The following is an 18858-nucleotide window of genomic DNA, read 5'->3' on the forward strand; positions in this document are numbered from 1 at the left end:
AGGCCGGGGCCCAGTCGCGGAGGTCGATGTTACGTCGCGCAGCGCCCGGTCACTCCTGTGTTCCAACTGGGCCCCGGCCTTCGCCGGGGATGCGCTGGGTGGACGTGTCGCGGGAGATAATTGCCGGACGGTCGGACCGAAAATAATCAGGCAATATAGAGGGGGAGCAGCATGGCGACGTTGGTGCTGACGGCGGTCGGCGGGGTGATCGGCGGGCCGGTGGGGGCGGCGATCGGCAGCCTGATCGGGCAGAAGATCGACCGCGACGTGCTGTTCAAGCCCGGCGATCGCGAGGGGCCGCGATTGCAGGAACTGGCGGTGCAGACGTCGTCCTACGGCACGCCGATCGGCCACGTGTTCGGCACGATGCGGATCGGCGGCTGCGTGATCTGGGCGACCGATCTGCGCGAGAGCAGGTCGACGACCAGCGCCGGCAAGGGGCAGCCGGATGTCGCGAGCTACAGCTATTCGGCGTCGTTCGCGGTGGCGCTGTCGGGGCGGCCGATCCGGGATGTCGGGCGGATCTGGGCGGACGGCAACCTGCTGCGCGGCGCGGCGGGGGACTTCAAGAGCGCGACCGGGTTCCGGTTGCACACCGGCGGCGAGGATCAGGCGGTCGATCCGTTGATCGCGGCGGCGGAAGGCGGGCTGGCACCGGCGCATCGCGGCATCGCCTATGCGGTGTTCGAGGATCTGCAGCTGGCGGATTACGGCAATCGCATCCCGTCGCTGACGTTCGAGGTGATCGGCGACGACGGCGCGGTGAGGATCGGGGCGATCGTGCGCGAGGTATCGGACGGTCTGGTGGTGGCGGACGACGGCGCGGACCTGCTGGCGGGCTTCGCGGCGTATGGCGATACGCGGTCGGTGCTGGAGATGCTGGCGGCGGCGGGCGGGGCGTGGTTCGCGCCGGAGGGGGCGACCCTGCGGATGCGCAGCGCCCCGACGCCGGTGGCCGAATTGCGCGACGACGGGTTCGGATCGGGCGCGAAGGGGCAGATCGGCGACCGGTCGGTGGCGGCGATCGAGACCGTGCCGGTCGGCGTGACGGTGGCGCATTACGATCCGGCGCGCGATTACCAGACCGGCGTGCAGCGCGCGCGGCGGCCGGGGCCGGGGCGGCGCGAGGAGCGGATCGAGCTGCCGGCGGCGGTATCGGCCGATCTGGCCAAGACGCTGGCCGAGGCGCTGATCGCGCGCGGCGAGGCGGGGCGCGAGCGGCGCACGCTGGCGCTGGGCTGGGGCGATCTGGCGGTGCCGCCGGGGGCGTGCGTGACGATCCGTGGCACGCCCGGCGTGTACCGCGTGACGAGCTGGGCATTCGAGAACAAAGTGGTGAAGCTCGGCTGCGTGCGGCTGGCGGCGGCGAGCGCGCCGGCCAGCGCCAGCCCGGGACGGGTGCTGTCGTCACCCGATATGCTGGCCGGCACGACGATCCTCCACGCGTTCGAGATCCCGCCGCTCGACGATGCGGTGCTGAGCGCGCCTCGGCTGACGATTGCGGCGGCGGGGACGGCGAGCGGCTGGCGGCGGGCGGCGCTGCTCTACAGTCTCGATGACGGCGCGGTGTGGCAGGCGGCGGGGGCGAGCAGGGGCGTGGCGACGCTGGGCACGCTGGCGAGCGTGCCGGGGGCGGGGCCGTCGAGCATCGTCGATCGGGTCGCCAGTTTCGAGATCGAGCTTGCACATGCCGAGATGGCGCTGGTCGGCGCGGATGCGCGCGCGCTGGAGGCCGGCGCGAACGTCGCTCTGGCGGGCGACGAACTGCTGCAGTTCGGCGTGGCGACGCAGATCGGGGCGCGGCGCTGGCGGCTTTCGGAACTGTGGCGCGGGCGGCGCGGGACGGAGGCCGCGATCGGCACGCAGGCGACCGGCGACCGCTTCGTGCTGCTCGCGGCCGATACGGTCGCGACGATCGATCTGCCGTTGTCGGCGATCGGCGGAACGGTGCGCGTGCTGGCGAGCGGAATCGGCGACGTTTCCGGGCCGGTCGAGACCGATGCCGCGCTGCGGGGTATTTCGGTGCTGCCGCCCTCGCCCGTGCATCTGCGCGCCGAGGTGTTGCCCGGAGGTGACGCCGTGCTGCGCTGGGTTCGGCGCAGCCGATCGGGGTGGCGCTGGATCGACGGCGTGGATGCGCCGCTGGCCGAGGAACGCGAGGCGTATCGCGTGACGATAACGGCGCCGGGTGGCGCGCGGACGACCGAGACGGCGGTGGCGGAGATCGTCGTTGCGGCGGCCGATCTCGGCGGCGGCGCCACCGCGACCGTGCGGCAGGTGGGCGCGTACGGCGAATCGCCGCCGGTAGAAATACTTCTGCCGGCTGTTTGAGAGGAGGACGCGATGAACGACGATGCGACCGCCAGGCTGGGCCTGCCGACGATTCGCCCGGGCCAGGCGCAAAAAGAATCGTCCCATAACGAAGCCCTGACGCTGATCGACCTGGTGGCGCAGGCCGGCGCGGTGGCGTTCGGGACGAACGCGCCGCCGGCCGCGCCGGTGACCGGCCAGGCGTGGGTGATCGGCCCGGCGGCGGCCGGTGCGTGGGCGGGCCGGGCCGGGCAACTGGCGGGATGGACCGACGGCGGCTGGCGGTTCGTCGTGCCGTTCGAGGGGCTGGCGGTGTGGATCGAGGAAGCGGCTGAGATCGCGCGATATTCGGGCGGGGGCTGGGTACTCGGCGAGCTGCGCGGCGCGCGCGTGACGATCGGTGGGGTTCAGGTGCTCGGCGGGCGGCGGGCGGCGATCGCCGGACCGGCGGGCGGCGGCACGATCGACGCCGAAGCGCGTGCCGCGATCGCCGCGATCCTGGCGGCATTGCGGGGCCATGGCCTGATCGAAACCTGACGAAATCCCGTTCTTTATGTTGCGGATCGGCAACAGCGTTCAAAATTTGCGCGCTTGCGTGGAAACCAACCTTTGAGTAGGGAGTTTGCGCTGTCCGAGTGACAACGACGAAAGGGGATTTTTATGCGGAAGCTTGCCATCACCATGGCGCTTGCCTCCACTGCTCTCGCCACACCAGCCCTCGCCCGCGATAAAACGTGGTACGTGGGCGTCGAAGGTGGCGCGATGATCGTAGAGGACATCAAGTTCGACCTTCATGGCATTGCTGCCTCCAGCAATGGCACTGCATCGGTTGACCACAATTACGGGTATGACGTCGACGGCGTCATCGGGTACGATTTCGGCCCGGTCCGCATCGAGACCGAAGTCGGCTATCGCACCGCGACGGTCGATGGTTACTCCTCGACGGCAACGACGCCGTCGTATGCAGCGAACCGCACCACGCTGGTGAACACGCCTGCTGGCAGCTACAACTATGCCGGCGGTCGCACTTCGGCCCTCAGCTTCATGCTGAACGGCCTGCTGGACTTCGGCGACGACAACAGCGTTCAGGGCTTTGTCGGCGGCGGTGTCGGCGTTGCGCGTGTCAAGGCGAGCAAGTATGCCCTGAACACCAACGGTTCGTTCCTCGACGATTCCGATACGGTCTTCGCCTATCAGGGTCTTGCCGGTGTCCGCGCGCCGCTCAGCGACCATGTCGATGTCTCGCTGAAGTATCGCTACTTCCGTACGATGACGGCGAATCTGGTCGACGTCTCGGGTCGTCTGGTCAATGGTCGTATGATCACGCACAGCATCCTGGGTGGTCTGACCTACAACTTCGGCGAACCGGCTGCTCCGCCGCCGCCTCCGCCTCCGCCCCCTCCGCCTCCTCCGCCCCCGCCTCCGCCGCCTCCGCCGCCGGAAGTGGTGTGCGCTCCTGGACCGTACATCGTGTTCTTCGAGTGGGACAAGTCGGACATCACCCCGCAGGCAGCCTCGCTGCTCGACGGTGCGATTTCGCAGTACCAGAATTGCGGCAACACGCAGGTCATGCTGGCCGGCCACGCCGACAAATCGGGCGCTCCTGCCTACAACGTCGCGCTGTCGCAGCGTCGCGCGGACTCGGTGAAGGCATATCTCACCGCCCATGCGATCCCGGACGGCGTGATTACCACCCAGGCGTTCGGCGAGAGCCGTCCCCGCGTCGAGACCGCCGATGGCGTTCGCGAGCTGGAAAACCGTCGTGTGGAAATCCAGTACGGGCCTGGCTCGGGCCAGTAAGCTCGACGCCGCAAGGCACGAACATGAGGGAGGTCGGCGCAAGCCGGCCTCCCTTTTTGTTTGTCCGGCGGTGGTGGGCGAGGCGCTGACGGCAGGTCGTCGGCCTGCATCCGTGATGCGTATGCGATACTCTCGAGGCTGATCCCGGACACAAGCTGTCAGGCCGGATCACCATTCAGCAATCGGCGGGTTGGGTTCACGCGAAGGCGCGAAGAAGGAAGATGAGAGGTCGCGCGGGGGCGCAGGGCGCGAAGATTTCCGACAGTGGCCCGTCGTCATCGAGCGCCGAATATGTAGCGCGCTGCGCGCGCGGAGCAGCTCCGTATATCCTGCGTCTACGCGCTACCTATAGCCGCCTTCTTCGCGCCTTTGCGTGAGCCTGGATAGCGATAAGCGCCAACCGATTGATCGGTGGCCTCGGTTGGTGCCGCGGCCCGAGGCGCCTCGATACCGCTCGATCTCGTCGGACACCGAACGGAGATAGCGACGATCGACCGGGGCGTCCGATCGCCGGGCGCACGTGCGCGCCATATCATATCCGTCGTGCGTCGAGCCGTCGTCGCCGCGCCTGCGAACGAGACCCGTTTCGGTCCGTGGGCTGGCATTTGCCGCATCTTGAGCTAGAGCGACGCAACCGGGCAGCGCCGCCCATGACAAGAGAGCTTTTGACGATGCGCATTACGATGATCGGTTCTGGTTATGTCGGCCTGGTATCGGGCGCCTGCTTTTCGGATTTCGGGCATGACGTGATCTGCGTCGACAAGGATGCGAGCAAGATCGCGGCGCTGGAGGCGGGCAAGATGCCGATCTTCGAGCCGGGTCTGGAGCAACTGGTCGCGGCGAACGTCTCGGCCGGACGGCTTACCTTCACGACCGACCTGAAGTCCGCCGTCGCCGGCGCGGATGCGGTGTTCATCGCGGTCGGCACCCCGTCGCGCCGTGGCGATGGGCATGCCGACCTCAGCTACGTGTTCGCCGCGAGCCGCGAGATCGCCGAGGCGGTGACCGGGCCGATCGTGATCGTGACCAAGTCGACCGTCCCGGTGGGGACGGGCGACAAGGTGGAAGAGATCATGACCGAATTGGTCAAGGATCATCCGGTCGCGGTCGTCTCCAACCCGGAATTCCTGCGCGAGGGTGCGGCGATCGGCGATTTCAAGCGGCCCGACCGGATCGTGATCGGCACCGAGGACGAGCGCGCCAAGGGTGTGATGCGCGAAGTCTATCGCCCGCTCTACCTCAACGAAAGCCCGATCATGTTCACCGGACGGCGCACGTCCGAGCTGATCAAATACGCGGCCAATGCGTTTCTCGCGACCAAGATCACCTTCATCAACGAGATCGCCGACCTGTGCGAGGCGGTGGGCGCCAACGTGCAGGATGTGAGCCGTGGCATCGGGCTGGACAACCGGATCGGCAGGAAGTTCCTGCACGCCGGGCCCGGCTATGGCGGGTCGTGCTTCCCCAAGGATACGCTGGCGCTGCTCAAGACCGCGGAGGATTACGAGACGCCGGTGCGGATCGTCGAGGCGGTGGTGTCGGTGAACGACAACCGCAAACGCGCGATGGGCCGCAAGGTGCTGAAGGCGCTGGGTGGCGACGGGCCGACTCCGGCCAAGGGCAAGACCGTCGCGGTGCTCGGCCTGACCTTCAAACCCAATACCGACGACATGCGCGACGCACCGAGCCTGTCGATCGTGCAGAGCCTGATCGACGCCGGCGTTTCCGTGCGCGGGCATGACCCGGAAGGCATGGACGCGGCAAAGGCGATGATGCCCGAGATCGCGTACTGCCGCGACGCCTATGAGGCGGTGCAAGGTGCCGATGCGGTGGTGATCGTGACCGAATGGGACGTATATCGGGCGCTCGACCTGCGCCGGGTGGCGGCGGCGATGAACGCGCCGGTGATGATCGACCTGCGCAACATCTATCCGCCGGCGGATGCGGAGAAGGCCGGGTTTGCTTACAGTTCGATCGGGCGCTGAGGATCACTCAGAACTTGTTTCAGGTTCCATCTCGCCTGCTGTGATGGCTTTGCCCGTGGCCCGATGGATGCTGAAACAAGTTCAGCATGACGGCAGTGTGGTTGGTCGGATCCGAGTTCGTTATGGGCATGTGTTGGGCCACGTGCTTGGACAGGCTCAGCGCGAAAGATGCAGTTTGGGTGTCGCTACAGCGCCGGCGTCATCCAGTCCGGAATGATCGCATCGCCCAGCGCATCGACGCGGCGGTGATCGACCATCAGGCCGAGATCGGGATAGGTGATGCGGGTGCGGTCGCTCGGTTCGGTGAGGGGAGCGACGACGAGGCGGCGGTTGACGGTGCTGCGATAGTTCATCCGAGCGGTATTTTCCTGGCCGACATAGCAGCCCTTGGTGAAGCTGACGCCGTGCAGTTCGCGCGCGTTGCATTCGAGCCAGAGCGTCTTGTCGCTGCCGAGTTCCGCCGTGCCTTCGGTGACGCCGAGCGCCAGGCGATAGGCCGGCCAGCCGGTTGCCGGGCCTGAGGCCGGGGCGATCCAGCGGCTACCGAGCTCGGGCAAGCGGGGGTCGGGCGTGCCTTGGCCAGCATCTTTCGACCAATGGACCGCGAGGCTCTCATCGCGCGTGATCATGATCGGGCGGCGAAGTTTGTAGATCGAGAGGCGGCGGGCAAGCGCCTCGGCCTGGTCCGCTTCGCAATCGACCAGGATGTCGTCGCCATCTGACCAGAGCAGGAAATCGAACAGTACCTTGCCCTGCGGAGACAGTAAGGCGGACCAAGCGGGGAGCGGTCCGTTCGTATCCGCGGTGACGAGGCCCTGCAGGAAGCCGCGCACGTCCTCGCCGGAGATGCGTAACAGCGCGCGGTCGGCCAAGGTCGTTGCTGGGGTGGTTTCGGGCATGATCAACAGGTAGGAACGGCACGAACCTTTGTCACCCGTTCGCCCCAAGCGTGTCGCCGCCTGTTCGTGCGTCGCACTGGGGTCGTTCTTCTCCCGCGGCGGGCGCGGAAGACGGACGGGGCTCCGACGAACTCAGCCCGAACGGAGTGTGTAGTGGCGACCTTCGATCTGATCCTGACGGGCGGGACCGTCCATCTGCCGAGCGGCCCGGCGCAAACGACCGTCGGCATACGCGGCGGGAAGATCGCCGAGATCGGCGCAAGCGGCGATGCGGGCGAGACGATCGATTGCACCGGCCTCGATATCCTGCCCGGCGTGATCGACACGCAGGTGCATTTTCGCGAGCCCGGCCTCGTTCACAAGGAGGATCTGGAGAGCGGCGCGCGGGCCGCGGTGCTGGGCGGCGTGACGGCGGTGTTCGAAATGCCGAACACCAAGCCCAACACCGATTCGGCCGATGCGATCCAGGACAAATTGCTGCGCGCGCATCATCGGATGTGGTGCGACCATGCCTTCTATGTCGGCGCGACCAATCACAATGCCGCCGACCTGGCCGAGCTGGAACGCCTGCCCGGGACGGCGGGCGTGAAGATCTTCATGGGCGCTTCGACCGGCGACCTGCTGGTGTCGGAGGATTCGTCGCTCGCCGAGGTGCTGGCGTCGGGCTCGCGCCGCGTGGCGATCCATGCCGAGGACGAGGCGCGGATGAATGCGCGCGCCGGCGAACGCGTGACGGGCGATGCCAGTTCGCACCCGGTGTGGCGCGACGACGAGAGCGCGTTGCTGGCGACGCGGCGCATCCTGGCGCTGGCGTGGGCGGCGCGGCGGCGGATCCACGTGTTGCACGTGACGACGCCCGCGGAGCTGGAACTGCTCGGCGCGAACAAGGATATCGCGACGTGCGAGGTGACTCCGCAGCATCTGACACTGGCGGGCGAGGAAGCCTATCCGAGGCTCGGCACGCTGGCGCAGATGAACCCGCCGATCCGTTCCGGCGCGCATCGCGACGGGCTGTGGTATTGGCTGCGCCAGGGCGTGCCGGATATCCTGGGATCCGATCACGCGCCGCACACGCTGGAGGAAAAGGGCAAGACCTATCCCGATTCGCCAAGCGGGATGCCCGGCGTGCAGACGATGCTGCCGCTGATGCTGAACCATGTGGCGGCGGGGCGCACGACGCTGGCGCGGGTGATCGACCTGACGAGCGCGGGGCCGCAGCGCGTGTTCAACATCGCCGGCAAGGGGCGGATCGCGGTCGGCTATGATGCCGATTTCTCGATCGTCGACCTGAAGGCGCGCTGGACGATCGAGGACGATTGGCTGGCGTCGCGTAGCGGCTGGTCGCCGTTCACGGGCATGGAGATCACCGGCCGCCCGATCGGGACGATCGTGCGCGGGCACCGTGTGATGTGGGACGGAACCTTGGCCGACGCGGCGATCGGCGAACCGATCCGCTTCGAGGGCGTGGAGTTCGGCTGATCGGACGGTTGGCCGCGACGTGATGGAGGGTCTTCGCGCGCCGCTGCTGCGCGCCGCCAACCGGATGCGCGACGCACTGGTGACGTTTGTCACGCCGGGCCCGCGCATGATCGACGAGATCGAGTGCGTCGCCTCCGTCCTGCTCGCCATCGCGCTCGCCCATCTGATCGGCGCGAAGAGCGTCGCCTGGGCGGCCTTCACCGGCTTCGTGCTGATGCGCGGCCATGTGTCGCAGACGATGCTGCGCGGGCTGATGCGGATCGCCGGCACGGCGGCGGGGGCGGGGCTGGCGCTGCTCGTCATGCCCTATGTGCTCCGATCCCTGCCGCTGCTTTCGCTCGCCGTGGCGATCGTGGGGGCGATCGGACTGTACGGGATGCTGACGGCGCGGCGGGCCTATGCCTGGCTGTTGTTCGGGCTGACCTTCGTCATGATCCTGCTCGACAAGCTGGAGCATCCCGCGCTCGACACGATCGCCTTCGCTGAGACGCGCTTGCTCGAGGTCTGCGCGGGGACGGTGGCCTGCGTGGCGGTCAGCCTGTTGTCGACCCTGACCGCGCGGCGGCGCTGGCCGGGATCGAGCGCCGCCGTGGCGCAACGGATCGGCTGGCATCCGCATGCCGCCCGCCACGTCGCGCAGGCCGGGGGGGCGCTGGCGCTGCTGCCGGCGCTGCATGCGCTGGTGGGGATCCCAGAACTGGAGCAGGCCGGCGTGACGATCCTGGCGGTGATGATCGTGCCGGTCGCCGGCTTGGGCCGAAGCGGGCTGGTGCCGGTCGGCCGCCGGCTGCTGCATCGCACGATCGGGTGCCTGGGCGGCGGTGCGCTGGCGGCGGCGATCCTGTTCGTCGCGCATGGCAGCGCGCCGGTGCTGATCGCGGGCACCTGCCTCGGCGTGCTGATCGGGCGGCATCTGGAGAACGGGCGGATGTCGCCGCCCTATGTCGGGCTGCAATTCACGCTGGCGATCCTGGTCACCTTGGTGCCGGACGATTATGCGAACGCCGCGCTCCGGCCGGCGCTGGACCGGCTGACCAGCATTCTGATCGGGATGGCGCTGCTCGTGCCGGTGCTGCTGCTTTGGCACTTACCACTGCCGGACCGCTTCCGCCGGGGTTCGTGAAGGTTTCTCAAGCGCGTCTGCCGAACGGCCAGTCGGTCACGCGACCGGCGAACAGCGCCCACCACACGACCACCGGCTGAAACAGCAGGCGCGGCACGTGATACCACAGGCTGTGCAATTCGCGCGCGACCAGCACCTGATCGATCGCATGCTTCACATTGGCCGGGTAGACGCACACCGCATAGGCGGCGAGCAGCACGCCCGCCCACCAGCGCAGCCGAGTCGTCAACAGCGCGATCGCACCGGCGACCTCGCAGATGCCGGTAAGGGCGATGACGGTTTTGGGGAACGGCACCCAGGCGGGGGTGATGCGCAGGAACGGGTGCGGGATCGACAGGTGCGCGATGCCGGCGATCAGGTAGATCGCGGCGAGCAGCCAGCGGAGCGTGGTGCGGAGGCGTTCTTTGCGGGGGGTGAGGGTCATCGGGCGCGAGCGTAGGCGCTTATCCGGACGTGGGCAAAGCCCACGTCGTCGGCCGGGCCTTGCCCGCCGGCCGAGCTTGCGCTTTTCGCGCGGGCGTAGCCGCGCAGCGCTGCGCTATAGCGGAAACCAGTTCGATTTGTGGCTGAACTTCATATAGCCGAGATTGACGCCCTGCCGCCAGCCGACGCCGAGCCGGATCGGGATGACGACCTTGTCGCCCTTGCGCAGATAGGTCGCGGCGAACCCGCCGATGAAGAACAAGCGGCCCTCGCCTGCGGCGAAGCGGCCCTTGTAGAGCTCTTCGGTATCGTAGAGGTTGTAGACCAGCACGAACACCTTGCTGGCATCGCCGCCGACGTCGAAGCCGACCGACGGACCGGTCCAATAGACCGGCTGTTCGCCCTCGATCTTGTGGAACATCTGCCCGCTGCCGTAGCGCAGGCCGACGACGAACGCCCCGCCCGCCTCGCGCCCCGCGACATAGGCGTTGGGCTGGCCCTGATCCTTCAGGATCTTTTCCAGCATCCCGGCGAGACCGGCGGTGCCCTTGCCGAACACGCCCTCGGCGGCGGCGAGCAGTTCCGGGCGATCGAACGTCTGGCTGCTCGCGGCGACGGCGTTGGCACCGTCGCGCGCGGCGTCCTGCTGTTGCGCGGGCACCTGGGCGGGCGTGGTGGACTGGCTATAGGCCGGATAGGCGGGCGGCGGGTTCGGGATCGGCAACTGGGTCTGGGCCGGGGCCGGATATGTCGGGGCGGGCGTGCGACCCTGCGGCCGACCCAGATCCCCGTCGATCGCCTGGTTGGGATCGATCGTGCGGACGCTATCCTGCGCGATGGCCGGCCCAGTGCCGAGCATGAGCGCAGCCAGCAGCAGCGTCGAAACAACCTTGCGCATCTTCATTCCCCCCAAGAGCATGCCCTCGCTCCGCCAACGTAGCGCCCGCTTAGCTTGCCCGGCAATGAACCGCGCGGCAGGGCGAGTCGCTTTTGCGCCGGATGACATCGGAGGTGGCGTGCGCAGCCGATGCGTGATGGCGCGTAGAGCCCTTGCGCGGGGGGGGGCGCGTAAATCCCCTGCGCGGCGGCGCGCAAATCCCCTGCCAAACCCCGTTGATCCTTCGCCACGGCACCGCTATAGACGCCGCTTGCCGCCAGGTCCGGAGACGTGGGTGAGTGGCTGAAACCAACGCTTTGCTAAAGCGTCGTACCTCTTAAAGGGTACCGAGAGTTCGAATCTCTCCGTCTCCGCCAGCAAGTCCTAACATATTGAACTGCAAAGATTTTCTCGCGAAAAGGCGACGAGAATGGCGCGAATTCGCGCGTTTCGATTTTGGCTTGGTACTGCGGAGAGTCAGAAAAAAACCAAAAGTACTCAATTCTCCAAATTTTTCTCCGCAGCGAAGGCGTTCGGTACCGAATGCACTGGCGCGAATTAACCGCCCCCTTGCCGCCGTGAACAAGCCAATAATTCCGAGGGTGAGCTGACGTTCAGACCTAAAAAAATGGCGTGATTCCCGCGCCATTTTTCATTTGAAGGATCTCGAACCGAGCTGAAAGAGGTCAAGATTCTAGTCCCCCAAGTGAGCTCAAGCTCTGTTTCGCCGTCGACCAAGCACAGCAGAACGGCCTGTTTTTTACAGGGCCAGAATCCCTGATAACGCCGCTTTTACAGCGAAATCGAATGAAATGCGCCATCGGACGAGGTCTTTGTTCGAATTAAAAGCCGATTTTCCAAGAGCTTGGAACGCCAATTCCCTAAACGAGATAACAGGGAATTTTCAACCGACATCAGGGCGATTTCAACGCGGTTCAGTGAACATCCGCGCTAAAGCAAACACGAACAATAGGTTGAGCTCGAAAGTCCGATTGACATAAAATCTCGTACTTGTTGTTTGCGCAAAACTTATGGGTTATTATTTTTACTGTTGACGCAAAGTTCTCGTGTTCGTAAAAAGCATTTGTGTGAGGGAAACTTTGCACCCTGAAGCAGCAGAAGCTCTTTTAGCTAGCGCAGCATCTGGATCACAACGACCGCAATTTTGTTCCACGCGGTCGTGTTAGCCTGAATATCCACTGGATAGGCGGGCGTGTGACCACGCGCGTATGCTGTTCACCCGCTTGTCCTTTCCGAAGACGAAAGACAATGCGATGAAACGTTCACCTACAAAAGTACTTCCACCCGCAAGCCCAGCGAAGATTCTACATAACGCGCAGGCTATGATGGACCAACGCCTTGGCCCGATCGAGTACCGGCCTACTGACGCCCTGAAAGCGTACGATAACAACCCACGAAAACATTCCGAGAAACAGATCACCCAGTTGATGGCGTCGATCGGGCATTTTGGTTTCGCCCTGCCGGTGCTCGTCGATCCCGACGGCGTGCTGATTACCGGTCATGCTCGGATCGATGCGGCCCGGCGGCTGGGGATCACATCGATTCCCGTTATCGTCGCCGACAATTGGAGCCGGGCGCAGGTAAAAGCCTATCGCCTGGCCGACAATCGCTTGGCCGAGGCGGCGACCTGGGATGCGGATCTGCTCCGCATCGAGCTGAACGCCATCATCGAGATAGGCGAGGTGCCGATCGAGCTGCTCGGATGGAGTACCGGCGAGATCGATGTCGTGCTTGAGGGTAATCCGACAGTTGCGGACGAAGATAGCGACGATTTGCTTACACCCCCGGCGACACCGGCCGCGCGTCTGGGAGATACGTGGTTGCTCGGAAAGCACCGGCTGTTCTGCGGTTCATCGCTCGAGCCGCTGAACTGGGTGCCGCTGATGAACGGGCGATCGGGCGCGATGGGGCTGACGGATTCGCCGTTCAACGTGAAAATAAACGGCCACGTCTCTGGCAGCTCGCGTCACGACGAGTTTGCCATGGCTTCGGGGGAGATGTCCTCATCCGAGTTCGTCGCGTTCAACACCCAATACCTCACCAACATGAAGCTGCATTTAACGAATGGCGCGATTGTCATGGCGTTCATGGATCACGCGCACCTTGCGGAGCTCATGGCCGCCGGCAAGGAGGCCGGCCTCAAGCACATGAACCTGTGCGTTTGGGTTAAGTCCAATGGCGGGATGGGTAGCCTTTGGCGCAGTCAACACGAGCTGGTTCTAGTATTGAAGCATGGGAACGCGCCGCACACCAACAACGTGGAACTCGGAAAACACGGCAGGTACCGGACTAATGTCTGGAATGCACCAGGCGCTAATAGCTTCGGATCTTCGCGAGATCAAGACCTTGCCGATCATCCGACCGTAAAGCCGACGACTTTACTGGCGGAAGCCATTCGGGATGTCAGCAAGCCCGGAGAAATCGTCCTGGATGCCTTCGCCGGCTCCGGGTCGACAATCTTGGCCTGCGAGCGCACGAAACGCGTCTGCCACGCGATAGAGATCGAGCCGAAATATATTGATGTCGCGCTCCGACGTTGGGAGGCGATGACCGGGCTCGAAGCCGTGCTGGAGGCCACCGGTGAGACGTTCGCTCAAGTCGCGGAGCGCCGAGCCGAGGCGGAGACCGCCGAGCATTCGCGCGACCACGAAAGCGTCGACTGATCCCTCATGCTGGCGGGTGATGTCGCCCGCCAGCACACATTTTGCTGGAGAATTCTCATGACCATCGTTCCAAAAAAGCTGCCCACCCGCTCGAGCCCCGAGCCGGATATCGATCCATATGCGCATCTGGTGGTGCGCGCTCGCACCCGGCGTCCGATCCCAACGCCTGCTCCTGAAAATGACGACGACGATCCGTTCGCTAAAACCCCACTCGCTCGTGATGATCAATCCGAAATGCCGTCAAAGGGTGATCGCGTCGGCTATGGCAAACCACCCAAGGCGCACCGCTTTAAAAAGGGGCAATCCGGAAATCCCAAGGGACGACCGAAGGGCGCCAAGGGCCTGAAGGCCCTCGCGCGCAAGCTGCTAACGGAAAAGGTCGCGGTGCGCACTGGCGGCGGTCTTAAGCGCATGAACAAGGTGGAAGCGATGCTTCACAAGCTCGCTGAACAGGCATTCGCGGGTAATCTCCGGGCTATCACGCTGCTTTTCCATCTCTATCAGGAGAGTGTGCCCGACCTCGCGATCGTCAAGGGTGGCGTACCATTGTCACCGATGGACATGGACGAGCATGACCGCGCGATCCTCGCCCAACTTCGCAAGAGCTTGATCGAAGGAGCGGGCGATGAATGAGGCCCTCGCCGCTGGCATGCGCCAGAATTTCGAGCTGTTCCTAATGCGCGTTTACGGTGATCTGCACGCGACCGCGAAACCGTTGGAGATGGCCTGGTATCTCAAGGCCATTTCTCACGCGCTGATCGAGGCAAGCGATACATCGGGCTCGCGCCTGATCATCACCGTGCCGCCCAGGCACCTGAAGTCGATCGCGGCCTCGGTCGCGTTGCCGGCCTTTTTGCTGGGGCGCGATCCGACCCTGCGGATCATGGTGGCCACGTACAGTCAGGATCTCGCCCGCCTCCATGCCAGCCAGTGTCGCGCGATCATGCAGACGGACTGGTACAAGCGCCTGTTTCCAAACACACGCATCGCGGACGACGGCAACCGCGTACTCGAACTTGTCACCACCAAGGGGGGCGGCCGAAAGGCCGTCTCCGTCGGTGGGACGGTGACGGGCTACGGCGCCGACATCATCCTGGTCGACGATTGCCTCAAGGCGGACGATGCGCGCAGCGAGGCGAAGCGGGAGGAGGCCAAGGCCTGGTTCGATGGCACGCTCGCCACTCGCCTGAACTCTCCTGGTGGAGGCGCGATCATTTCCATCTCGCAGCGATTGCACGAAGATGATCTGCCGGCGCATCTGATGAACAAGGGCTACCGGGAGTTGTGTCTTCCCGCGATCGCCGAGCGTGACGAAGATATACCGATAGGTCGTGGCATAATGCATCGTCGCCGGGTTGGCGATCTGCTCGATCGGCCCGGACAAACGCGCGAGAAGCTCGAGATCGAACGCCGGAATCTCGGACCCCAAGTGTTCTCATCGCAATTCCAACAAAACCCGGTCGCGCCCGAGGGCAACCTCATTCGATTGGAGTGGTTCGGCACATATGACGAGCCGATCGAGCGAGACCGCTTTTACAAGGTCGTGCAGAGCTGGGACACGGGCCTCAGCGATGAGCCGACGGCCGATTTTTCGGTCTGCACGACCTGGGGATTCCTGGAGGGCAAATGGTATCTGGCCCATGTCCTGCGCGAGCGTTTGGCTTTTCCCGATCTGAAACGCGCGGTGGTTCGCCAGCGTCGCGAATGGAAACCCGACAGAGTCATCATTGAGGACGCGGGTACCGGCAAGGCACTGTGGCAGGAGTTTCGGTCGAGCGGTGATTTTCGTCCGCTGATGTGGAAAGTCACCGAGGATAAGGAAACGCGCTTGATCGGCGTCACGGGCCAGCTCGAAGCTGGTCTGTGCGTTCTCCCGCGCGAGGCGCCGTGGCTGCACGAGTTTCAACGCGAGCTGCGGGCATTCCCGTTCGGGCGTCAAGACGATCAGGTCGATACGCTGACACAGTTCCTGGAATATTATCTCAAAAATGCCCGGCTAATCCTGGCGGAGCGTGATGAAACGGGTCGGATGCTTTACGTGCCGAGACCGTCACGGCGGCCGCGCTTCTGAAAATCAATTTGGTGGTAGGCCGTTCGGATATGTCAGTCCGAACGGCCGCCGCAGGGACGCCTGGTCCATCGTCAGGAGTTCGAACCAGCGTCCGCCAGTGCCGTATCGCGCGACCAGCTCACGCCATGGCTGGGGATGATCGAAGCGATCGTGCAGCGTCCGGTGGCACGACCGGCAGACGTGATAGGCGGCGAGCGGGTCGGCATAATTCTCGTCGTGCAGCCAGACGGTGTTGGTGGTGCCGAGATGATCGGCGGGGGCAAAGCCGCAGATCGAACAGCGCGTTGGTTTCGCGATCCGTCCGTCCCGAATAGCCTGGCGCTGGTCAGGGAGCGTCGCGCATCGGTCCTCAGGACTCCAGCCGTTATACCAATCCATCCGCCAGCGCGTCTTGGGTCGGCTCATGGCGCGGCGATGACCTCGACGCGTCCGCCCGTCGCCGTCTCGAGCGTGAGCGCGGTGGCCCCGCTGCTCAGGATCTTGATCATCGCGTCCGCAAGCCCGGCGAGCGCGATACCATTCGCTCGGGTTATTACCGTGCCGGGCACCAAGCCAGCGCGGTTCGACGCCGACCCGGCGGCGGTGGCGACGACATAGGCACCCTCGGGCATTGGCCGGATCGTCAGGCCGATCCGCGCGACCGACAGATCGAGAACTGGCGGTCTCAGGCGCGCGGGCGGCAACTTGCCCTGTTGCGCGAAGTCGGCGCATGCGACGTTGACGAGACTGTTGCTGTCCTTCTGGCTGATGTCGATCATTCGCACTCGGTCATAGTCGATTACCGCGACGAACTTGACCGGGGAGCGTTGACCCGGAGCGGGGACCTTGGCGGTCATGATCCCGCAGGTCAGCCAACCCGGTGTCTTGCCCTTGTGCCACCACCGGGCCTGCATGTAGCCGTAGGGCCAGCTCACCGACCAATTGTCGGAATCGGGCAATTGCGCGCGAAGTGCTGCCTCGCCCAAACTGTTATAGTGTGCCCAGTCAGGCTCGGGACCGTAGACATATTCTTCCTTCGCGATCGACGGCGCGGCGATGACGGTCAAGGCTGCGGCTACCACGAGGCGGGTGAGGGCGTTCATTTTAAACCTCCAAGCTTTAGCGTTTTGCCGCCGACGATCGAGAGGGTCGCGGTGCCGCCCGCCGCGTCGACCACTTTCAGCATGGCGTCGCCCATGCCCCCGAGCGGGATGGCGTTGACCGAGCCGATGACCATGCCGGGCGTGAGACCGGCGATCGCGGCGGGCGAGCCCGCCGCCACGCCGCTGACATAGGCGCCGTCCGGCATCGCGCGGAGCGTGAGACCCGAGGTGGTGCTGGTGAGTCGCGCCGACGCGGCGGCAGGCGCCCCGCTACCTGCGGTGGCTTCGGATGCCGGGTCGCGCTCGGCGTCCGTAAGCGGCGGAAGCTTCTGTTGCAGCGCGTATTGTTCGCAGGCCGCGCCCGCGAAGCCTCTACCCGTGCGCTCGATATCGAGCAGCAGAACGCGATCATAATCGATCACGACGATAAAGGACGATGCGCCGGTATAGCCACCCATCCTGTTCTTGGCGTTGACCGAGCCACAGGCGACATATCCAGAATAACGTGGTGACAAGGGCGGCTTGTGATCGCCCTTGAAATACCCGCCCATCCAGGTGATCCGCGCGGACTCCGGATCGATCATCCGGTCCCGGATGCCAGCTTCGGCGATGGCGCGGTATCTCTCCCAGCTCGGGGCGGGTCCGTAGGCATGATATCGCGGCGCCTGCTCGGCGGCCGCTGGCGCCGCGCCGTTCCCAGTGAGGCCGGCGGCCAGCACGATTCGCAGAACCATCGGCGCCCTCACGCCGCGAGGTCCTGACCGAGCCGCTGCAGGCGGGGGCGGAGCGAGTTGACGAACTGGTTGGCGGCCCGTCCCATCCACTGGCGTTGCGCGACCTCGCTAGCCTCGTCTCCTGGTGGCCCGTAGGGCGCGGTAACCCTGAGCGCTGGCACGTCGCCCGCGATCCATTCGAGCCCCCCGATATTCTGGGCGCTGAACTCCGCGTCGATCGCCCGCCGCTCTTCCCCGAGGGCGCTGAAGGCAACCGCGCCTTCGGTCCCCGGGAACCGTACCTCGGCACCGATGCGGTTTTGCCCGCTGCTTCGGTACACGTTGACGTAGAAGCCATCAGGCAGCGGCACGCGCATCCAGCCCGTACCGCCGCTCCGCGCGGGCGGCTGGCCGGGATCATCGAACGTCGTCTCGGCAAGGAAGCGGTCGACAAAGGCGCGCCAGCGAATTCCGGCGTCGGTCGGCTGTGATGTCGCGCTGGTGGCAGTGCTTGGCGCGTTCGGCAACGTCACGACTGGGTCAATCGCGATCCCCGGTACTTCACTGCGAATGACGTGGCGCTCGATCACCGCCGTTTGCGCCAGCACGCGTGGCTGCATGATGATCTGGTGCGCGCCGTTCGTGCCGGGCAAGCGATACTCGGCCATCTCAATCAACCCGAAGTTGAAGGCGAGGCCGGGCTGATCGCGGAGATACTCCCCGATGCGGCGGGTCCCCTCGGCGATCCCGTCACCGACCACCAGCAGCAGAAAGCGTCCGGCGGTCAGGTCGCGGGTCACACGATCGACGAAGTCCGCTTCGCTCAGCGTGCCGCCCGCTTCCCGCGCCAGCGTATGCAGCACGTTGCCCGGCCGCCTGGTCGCGATCGACACCTGCCGCTGGAGATCCTCATAGCCGAACCGGCTGATCTCGCGCGCATAGTCGAGGATCTGGCCGACCACCTCGCGGCGTGCCTGCGGGTTACGCCAGAGCTTGCACTCGACCACCACCAGGCGGCCGTGTTCGTCCATCAACAGGATGTCGACAAACCCGACCCCCGGGATCGACAGCTCCTTCGTCACGGTGATGAGCCTGCCATAGCTCGGGTCGAGGTCGTGCACCGGCAGCATCGATGGATGATCCGCGATCATGTCGCGCAGCGTGGCCTCCCTCCGCGCTTCGCCTTGCGGCACGCGGCGCACCACCTGTGTATTGTCGTTATCGAGCAGAACCAGCGTCATGGTCGCACCTCCTGTTCAGGTGCGCCTAGGATCTGCCGCTTGGCCTCTTCGTCGCACCTATGTCCTCTCGGGGCGACGGCCGAAGCCGGATGTTCGAAACCTGGTCAGTGATCAGGCGCATGCGCCTTTACCGTTGCCGGCTGGACATACGCGCATGCCACCCGGCCTTCG

At 65.3% G+C, this 18858-nt stretch carries 16 protein-coding genes and 1 tRNA gene; 10 read left to right on the forward strand and 7 right to left on the reverse strand.

The window, feature by feature from the left end:
- Window positions 1-171: 171 nt before the first annotated feature.
- From ASG11_RS04125 to ASG11_RS04140, 4 genes are all read left to right on the forward strand, one after another.
- The gene (locus tag ASG11_RS04125; protein WP_055775534.1) at window positions 172-2331 is read left to right on the forward strand and encodes a phage tail protein; all 2160 of its coding nucleotides are present in this window, start codon (window positions 172-174) and stop codon (window positions 2329-2331) included.
- A gap of 12 nt (window positions 2332-2343) precedes the next feature.
- Window positions 2344-2847, forward strand: a complete 504-nt coding sequence (locus ASG11_RS04130; RefSeq protein ID WP_055775535.1) for a DUF2793 domain-containing protein — start codon at window positions 2344-2346, stop codon at window positions 2845-2847.
- A gap of 123 nt (window positions 2848-2970) precedes the next feature.
- Window positions 2971-4110 carry an OmpA family protein gene (locus ASG11_RS04135; RefSeq protein WP_055775538.1) on the forward strand — a complete coding sequence of 380 codons (1140 nt, stop codon included), beginning with the start codon at window positions 2971-2973 and terminating at the stop codon, window positions 4108-4110.
- Between the two features lie 671 nt (window positions 4111-4781).
- Window positions 4782-6095, forward strand: coding sequence for a UDP-glucose dehydrogenase family protein (locus tag ASG11_RS04140; RefSeq protein WP_055775540.1), 1314 nt, complete (start codon window positions 4782-4784; stop codon window positions 6093-6095).
- A 185-nt stretch (window positions 6096-6280) separates the two neighbouring features.
- On the opposite strand, the gene ygfZ is transcribed toward ASG11_RS04140, so the two are convergent.
- Window positions 6281-6994 (reverse strand): CAF17-like 4Fe-4S cluster assembly/insertion protein YgfZ, encoded by a 714-nt coding sequence (ygfZ, locus tag ASG11_RS04145; RefSeq protein WP_055780244.1) that lies wholly within the window; start codon window positions 6992-6994, stop codon window positions 6281-6283.
- Window positions 6995-7147: 153 nt separating this feature from the next.
- On the opposite strand from ygfZ, the gene ASG11_RS04150 reads away from it, so the two are divergent.
- The gene (locus ASG11_RS04150; RefSeq protein WP_055775543.1) at window positions 7148-8473 is read left to right on the forward strand and encodes a dihydroorotase; all 1326 of its coding nucleotides are present in this window, start codon (window positions 7148-7150) and stop codon (window positions 8471-8473) included.
- A 22-nt stretch (window positions 8474-8495) separates the two neighbouring features.
- Entirely contained in the window at window positions 8496-9596 is a 1101-nt protein-coding gene (locus ASG11_RS04155) for an FUSC family protein (protein ID WP_236697370.1), read from the forward strand.
- A gap of 7 nt (window positions 9597-9603) precedes the next feature.
- Here ASG11_RS04155 and ASG11_RS04160 read toward each other — a convergent pair whose 3' ends face one another.
- Together ASG11_RS04160 and ASG11_RS04165 are read right to left on the reverse strand one after the other, a co-directional pair.
- Window positions 9604-10020, reverse strand: a complete 417-nt coding sequence (locus tag ASG11_RS04160) for a DoxX family protein (RefSeq protein WP_055775547.1) — start codon at window positions 10018-10020, stop codon at window positions 9604-9606.
- 114 nt (window positions 10021-10134) lie between these two features.
- Complete coding sequence (locus tag ASG11_RS04165; RefSeq protein WP_055775549.1) at window positions 10135-10923, reverse strand: DUF1134 domain-containing protein; 789 nt, start codon at window positions 10921-10923, stop codon at window positions 10135-10137.
- Window positions 10924-11181: 258 nt separating this feature from the next.
- Between ASG11_RS04165 and ASG11_RS04170 the strand changes: the two genes are divergently transcribed.
- The 4 genes from ASG11_RS04170 to terL all read left to right on the forward strand — a co-directional run bounded on the left by ASG11_RS04170 (window position 11182) and on the right by terL (window position 15651).
- Window positions 11182-11273: transfer RNA gene (locus ASG11_RS04170), tRNA-Ser, on the forward strand.
- A 966-nt stretch (window positions 11274-12239) separates the two neighbouring features.
- Window positions 12240-13580, forward strand: coding sequence for a site-specific DNA-methyltransferase (locus ASG11_RS04175; protein WP_201781269.1), 1341 nt, complete (start codon window positions 12240-12242; stop codon window positions 13578-13580).
- Between the two features lie 57 nt (window positions 13581-13637).
- Entirely contained in the window at window positions 13638-14213 is a 576-nt protein-coding gene (locus ASG11_RS04180; RefSeq protein ID WP_156363634.1) for a DUF5681 domain-containing protein, read from the forward strand.
- Window positions 14206-15651, forward strand: a complete 1446-nt coding sequence (gene terL / locus ASG11_RS04185) for a phage terminase large subunit (RefSeq protein ID WP_055775554.1) — start codon at window positions 14206-14208, stop codon at window positions 15649-15651. The genes ASG11_RS04180 and terL overlap by 8 nt, the downstream gene beginning before the upstream one ends.
- 3 nt (window positions 15652-15654) lie before the next feature.
- Here the strand turns inward: terL and ASG11_RS04190 are convergent, their stop codons facing one another.
- From ASG11_RS04190 to ASG11_RS04205, 4 genes are read right to left on the reverse strand one after another with little or no spacing between them, the layout of a single operon-like run.
- Window positions 15655-16056 (reverse strand): hypothetical protein, encoded by a 402-nt coding sequence (locus ASG11_RS04190; RefSeq protein ID WP_156363635.1) that lies wholly within the window; start codon window positions 16054-16056, stop codon window positions 15655-15657.
- Complete coding sequence (locus ASG11_RS04195) at window positions 16053-16733, reverse strand: PDZ domain-containing protein (protein ID WP_055775562.1); 681 nt, start codon at window positions 16731-16733, stop codon at window positions 16053-16055. Before ASG11_RS04195 ends, ASG11_RS04190 begins: the two co-directional genes overlap by 4 nt.
- The gene (locus ASG11_RS04200; protein WP_055775565.1) at window positions 16730-17467 is read right to left on the reverse strand and encodes a hypothetical protein; all 738 of its coding nucleotides are present in this window, start codon (window positions 17465-17467) and stop codon (window positions 16730-16732) included. Before ASG11_RS04200 ends, ASG11_RS04195 begins: the two co-directional genes overlap by 4 nt.
- Before the next feature lie 8 nt (window positions 17468-17475).
- Complete coding sequence (locus ASG11_RS04205; protein ID WP_055775566.1) at window positions 17476-18687, reverse strand: hypothetical protein; 1212 nt, start codon at window positions 18685-18687, stop codon at window positions 17476-17478.
- Between the last annotated feature and the right edge of the window lie 171 nt (window positions 18688-18858).

The organism is Sphingomonas sp. Leaf357, from assembly GCF_001423845.1.
Lineage (GTDB): Bacteria > Pseudomonadota > Alphaproteobacteria > Sphingomonadales > Sphingomonadaceae > Sphingomonas.